The 5,515-nt window shown below is 38.0% G+C and carries 7 protein-coding genes; all 7 read right to left on the bottom strand.

Annotated elements, in window-relative coordinates; all coding sequences use genetic code 11:
- Positions 1-159: 159 nt before the first annotated feature.
- A complete protein-coding gene (locus tag AC1MDJ_RS06645) occupies positions 160-858 on the bottom strand; it encodes a hypothetical protein (protein WP_479690150.1) in 699 nt (232 codons plus the stop codon).
- On the bottom strand, positions 855-1,322 hold the full coding sequence (locus AC1MDJ_RS06640; protein WP_479690149.1) for a hypothetical protein: 468 nt from the start codon (positions 1,320-1,322) through the stop codon (positions 855-857). The genes AC1MDJ_RS06645 and AC1MDJ_RS06640 overlap by 4 nt, the downstream gene beginning before the upstream one ends.
- A gap of 536 nt (positions 1,323-1,858) precedes the next feature.
- The gene (locus tag AC1MDJ_RS06635; RefSeq protein ID WP_479690148.1) at positions 1,859-2,338 is read right to left on the bottom strand and encodes a hypothetical protein; all 480 of its coding nucleotides are present in this window, start codon (positions 2,336-2,338) and stop codon (positions 1,859-1,861) included.
- A gap of 238 nt (positions 2,339-2,576) precedes the next feature.
- Positions 2,577-3,425: a peptide chain release factor N(5)-glutamine methyltransferase gene (prmC, locus tag AC1MDJ_RS06630; RefSeq protein ID WP_479690147.1), complete on the bottom strand. Its 849-nt coding sequence runs from the start codon at positions 3,423-3,425 to the stop codon at positions 2,577-2,579.
- A gap of 9 nt (positions 3,426-3,434) precedes the next feature.
- Positions 3,435-4,505, bottom strand: a complete 1,071-nt coding sequence (gene prfA, locus AC1MDJ_RS06625) for a peptide chain release factor 1 (RefSeq protein WP_479690146.1) — start codon at positions 4,503-4,505, stop codon at positions 3,435-3,437.
- A 124-nt stretch (positions 4,506-4,629) separates the two neighbouring features.
- Positions 4,630-5,112, bottom strand: a complete 483-nt coding sequence (locus AC1MDJ_RS06620) for a 6-pyruvoyl trahydropterin synthase family protein (protein ID WP_479690145.1) — start codon at positions 5,110-5,112, stop codon at positions 4,630-4,632.
- Positions 5,113-5,222: 110 nt separating this feature from the next.
- Positions 5,223-5,515 (bottom strand): Fur family transcriptional regulator (locus AC1MDJ_RS06615; protein ID WP_479690144.1); only part of this gene is annotated, 293 nt, incomplete at its 5' end.

Raw genomic sequence — 5,515 nt, 5'->3', positions numbered from 1 at the left:
CCAAGCACATAATGATTATATACAGACACCAATAACGAGACAAACCCTAAAGGGTGCTTACGGGACAATATGGGACGATAAAATGATAACTCACTAATAATATTAGCAAGAAAAACAAGGAAAACAAAAGTTTTCGTACACAAGTTATCATTTTTAACCTCAGTAGAATATACCTGCTAGAGCAACAAGAGGTATCATAAGATACATAACCCCATAAATTGGCACAAATATTCCCTCAAAACCAACATTGTTAGTTTTAGACAAATCACACGTATTTATGGGAATAGTCAAAGCTTTTATGGGAATGCCACCCTTATAAACTCCATTAAGCGTAAATGTGGGCTTTTGTGTCTGCTCCGCACTGCACCTATTTGCATCTTTTAGGTATTCCTTATACCAATCAGCAAGTGAAACTTTATACTCTACAAAGAGTTCCTTATTATCAGGTGGATTATTTGTTGTTCCATGAAGGCTTAGCATTCCATTTTTAGGTTCACCAACATAAGGATATGCTCTACTAAACGATAACTCTCCCACATTCGTGCTGGCGGACGAAGTATCAAAAGAATAAATATGTTCTGGTTTTTGAGAACTTCCAGCTCTAAATAATACTACAATCCACGCATTGCCAGCTGCAACAGATTCTTCACTTATACCATAAAACATCATCTTTACCTGTAAAGTATTCTCGTAGATATCAACAACATGCCTAGATTCGGCGTAATATTTACCAATATCAACAAACCAATCTCCTGAACGTTCCTTTTTATATGAATATGGTTTTATGACTCCAACGTTATACCCACAGGCACTTAATATGAAAATGCTTATAAGAAGAACAAAGTTTTTTTTAATCATTTCTTAAACTCCATTTTCACAACTACTGGGGATAGTTTGATACCGTCACTAGATATGTCGGACATCACAAATTTAGCGTTGCGCAGGTGATTGCATGTGACTGGAAAATAATACCTAACTACTCGTTTTTTATCTATTTCTTTTACAGAAAGCAGTTTTGCTGGCATCTTAACACCATTTTGAAGTTGCAGATAAGCACTGTCTGTATTTATCTTGTAACTGCTATCAATTTCAACCGTTAGTATTCTATTATCATAAAGCTCACATCCAGCACGGTCTTCATAGTAATATACGTAAAACAATAACCACGAAGTTCCATGTGGCGGTTTCACATAGAAGTCCTGCAATACTTCTATGCCCTCATGCTGACCTTCGTAGCTAAAAGATAGCCTATCGCCACCCATAGCACAGGAACTAACTATTGCAAATAGCATTATGAATAGAAATCTTATATAATTTCTCATAATTAGTCCCCCATTACTACATACGAGCATAATTTGTCGTTAATATACGCATAAACAAATAACTCACTAATAATATTAGCAGGAAAAACAAAGAAAACAAAAGCTTTATGGTGCAAGTGGTCATTTATAGTTCTCCATTTATCGTTATCATTTTATCAAATAATCGCTATACATCATAGTCAACAAACCAACAACGCACCAATAAAACAAAGCTGGCATCGCAACCATATAATGCACTAATGTAAAGGTAATATGCATTCTATTCCATTTCACCATTTTATACATTATATACACACATACAGTGTCTGGCACGAGAAGAAAAAAAGTTAAAAACAACTTATTTCCCTCGTACATAACAAAAGTTGATTCATCGCTCAACAAAAAATCAAAAACGAATGCAAGATTTACTATGCAACCGCCAAGCATTGCCAAAACAACTCTATAAAAACTTGTATATATTCCCATAATTATGGCTGTAACACAAAAAATAATAAAAATGACTTCAATAATAGCAATTATATTAAATCTTGACAAAATTATTTACCTTGTTTCCATTCTTTTTTAAACTCTATAGCAATTGGATATTGGTAAAGCACTCTATCTGCTGAATAATGGATACGTTCTGGTTCTATATTTATATTTTTCTCCACTATTGTTGTGTTGGCAGGCAAAACGACAAAAAATTTGTCATTTTCAATATAGATATCAACAATTTCAGGAACATCATTTAATTTAAGTTGACTATCAGAATATGCACCGCCATTATAACGAGCCCAATGCTTCACCTCATAATAAGTGTGACCATAAAAATACTTGCGAAAATACTTGCGAAGATAAAAATGGTGAACTTCTTCTATACTAGTTTTATAGACAAGAGACTTGAGCTCAAGCGGAGCGGCTAATGTAACTGTATTGACTAATGCATAGGCAAGACATAAGATACAACAAAAAAAGATAAAAAGCACTGCCAATAAAGGTTTAAGAAGCATTCTAAAAAACAAGCTATTCGTAATCATACGCAATCTAGTCATATATACTATCCAGTATATATCAAATCTTTTAGAAATTATATACTTCCACGTACGCAATCTAGTCATATATATATCTCCGTTATACCCCTAGTCATCGGATTATCGCCTATATTATTGCAATAATATGAAACACGCACCTTAATAGCACCTTTATACAATTACAAAATAAGGCTGTCAAGAGAAAATTTGGAAAAATTAAAATTATACAGCATAACCCAAACGTTTATGACAGCACCTTTAACACCCTGTCATTCCCAGCCAAATCTTTTATAATATCTATCGTCAGCCCAAGCGAGTCCGCAAGTTCGCTTACGCGGTTTGCCTGCATGTAGCCAATTTCAATATAAAAAGTTGGGCTATTTTTCAGTTTTGAGATAAGTTCTAATAGATGTTTTATATGGGCAAACCCCTCATCGTCTGCTACCAATGCAATTTTTGGCTCATAATGAACTGCTCTGTCACATTTAGCATATTCTTCCTTTGAAACATAAGGCGGATTAGCCGTTATAATACTAGCTGAATGGGCAACATTAGCAAGAACTTTAGACAGGTTAAATTTACCATCTAATATATCGTATTGGATAAAACTAGCCCTGCTGTCTAATTTTAATTTGCCAGCATTGCTTTGTGCCAGAGTAAGTGCTCTAGGCGATATATCTATGCCAATGCCCGCAGCCTCTGGAAGTTCTTTTAGTAATGTGAGCAATATACAGCCACTGCCTGTGTATAGGTCAACAACGTGAGCACTATCAGTACTTTTAACATCGCTTAATACTGCATTTACAAGTGTTTCGGTGTCAGCACGTGGGATAAGCGTGTCAGCATTGACTGCAAACTCATACCCATAAAACTCTTTGCGGTGTGTAATATATGGGATAGGCACTTCTCGTTTTAATTTCTCAATTACAATAGCAACATCGCCATCATCTACCTGCCATATATTAGGGTCTTGAGCCACATCTTGGTAGGCAGAACCTGTTAGATATGAGATAAGCTCCACAGCATCAACGCGTGAAATGCCCATATCGCGCAATTTTTGTAGAAATATACTAGATGATATACTAAATGCCATAGCTAGTAGTTATACCCCAGCCGCCTTTAGCTTTTCCGCCTGGTCAAAGGTGTTGAGATTTTGCAATATTTCGTTTATCTCACCTTCCATTACCCTATCAAGGCTATACACAGTCATATTGATTCTATGGTCGGTCATTCTATTTTGCGGAAAATTGTAGGTGCGTATCCGCTCGCTTCTGTCGCCAGAGCCGACCTGCAACTTGCGCGTCTCTGCCCGCTCATTAGCCTGTTTGTTGATTTTATCCTCAAGCAGTTTTGATTTAAGGAGCTTCATAGCCTTGTCTTTATTTTTAATCTGACTACGTTCGTCTTGACAGGTCACCACTATGCCAGTTGGAATGTGTGTTATGCGCACAGCGGAGTCCGTGGTATTAACGTGCTGCCCACCCGCACCGCCTGAACGATATACATCTACTCGTAAATCTTTATTATCAATGGCAACGTCCACATCATCAGCCTCTGGCAACACTGCCACCGTGCAAGCAGAGGTATGTATTCTGCCTGATGCTTCTGTATCGGGTATTCTTTGCACCCTATGCCCGCCCCCTTCGTATTTAAGGCGACTATATGCACCACGCCCTTTAATCAATAGGACTACTTCTTTATATCCGCCTACTCCAGTTTCGTTAGCATCTACTGTTTCAACTTTCCAGTTCTGCAAATCGGCAAACCTAGAATACATCCGCAGTAAATCAGCCGCAAAGAGGGACGCCTCATCGCCACCAGTGCCAGCACGTATTTCTAAATATATATTTTTATCATCATAGGGGTCTTTAGGGAGCAACTGAAGTCGCATAGCTTGTTCTAACTCTGCCATTCTCTGAGCTGTGTCCGCCATCTCTTGATGTGCAAGCTCCTGCATGTCTTTGTCAGACGAACTTCTTAATATTTGGTCAGCTTCGCTATGTGCAGCTTTCAGTCTTTTCCATTCGCGGTATAAGCCCACGACATCTTCCATATCAGAATGTTCTTTAGCAAGCCTCTGAAAAACCGCCCTTTCAGCAATAACTGCAGGGTCGGACATCTGAATACTTACCTCATCGTAGTGCTTAGCTACCTCCTCCAGCTTATCAAACATAGTCATATAATATTAAACATTATTTGAGATAAGTCAAGTAAAATCCCTTATCTTCTAATTATTAGCAAGCATAGCTGTAGAGGAAAGTTGGTGGGGGAGAAAACACATATTCTCCCCCATCCTCTTAATATTCTGCCTTAGCAGCAATCAAGTTTCTAGTATTAGACTGAAAACGCAGGCTCTTTATCTTCAGCTTGTCTTTTAATAGCATGTGGAACAACTCCACAAGGTTTTCGCAGGTTGAAATCTTTTTAGTAACAACAAGACGGCATTCTGGCACTGCATAACCAAGTTCACATTTGAATGCTGTGCCACGCTGTGTGTTGTCCTTATGCCCGCCCTTGATGCCCTGTTTCTCATAAACATCAAGAATCGGCTGTAGCAATGGGTCGCAGTCTTGCAACAAGAGCGCATGGTCAAAGTTTTGCATAACGTCCCAAACAACTGCCTGTAAATCCTTAACAGGTTTTACAAAACCACGTTCATCAACGACACCCTCAACCTCAATGTTCAATTCGCCGTGATGTCCATGCAGATACTGTGCCTCACCTGTGTGATTCAGAAACCGATGCGCATACTCCATAGTAAGCCTAGTTTGAATAACCATAATATAACCCTCCGCGTTTTTAGTCCGCCGACCTTCTATTTATTAGTAATCGGAATGATTACTAATATTCTATAAAAATCAATTAAACATCAATATACTCACATAATTTTTTATGTGTCTTTACAAGAGTAGCAAAGTCCCTCAAATGTTATTGAATGATAACCTATCTCAAAGTCACTATCTCTCTCTACTGTTACGTCAAGTTCCGTATCATACAGGATGGGAATATCAAAAACCTTATTGCACTTCTTACAATGCAAATGATAATGAGGCTCCAACCTCCTATCATAGCGCACAAATTCAGGGTCTGCCTCTACTGCAACGATTTCTCCCTCTTCCTCAAGAATTTGGAGATTGCGATAGACCGTGCCAAAGCTCATTCGTTTCTTTTCAGAAACGGATT

The organism is Candidatus Termitispirillum reticulitermitis (assembly GCF_054655775.1).
Note: the sequence above shows the minus strand (reverse complement) of the source record. Positions and strands in the feature narration are given on the sequence as shown.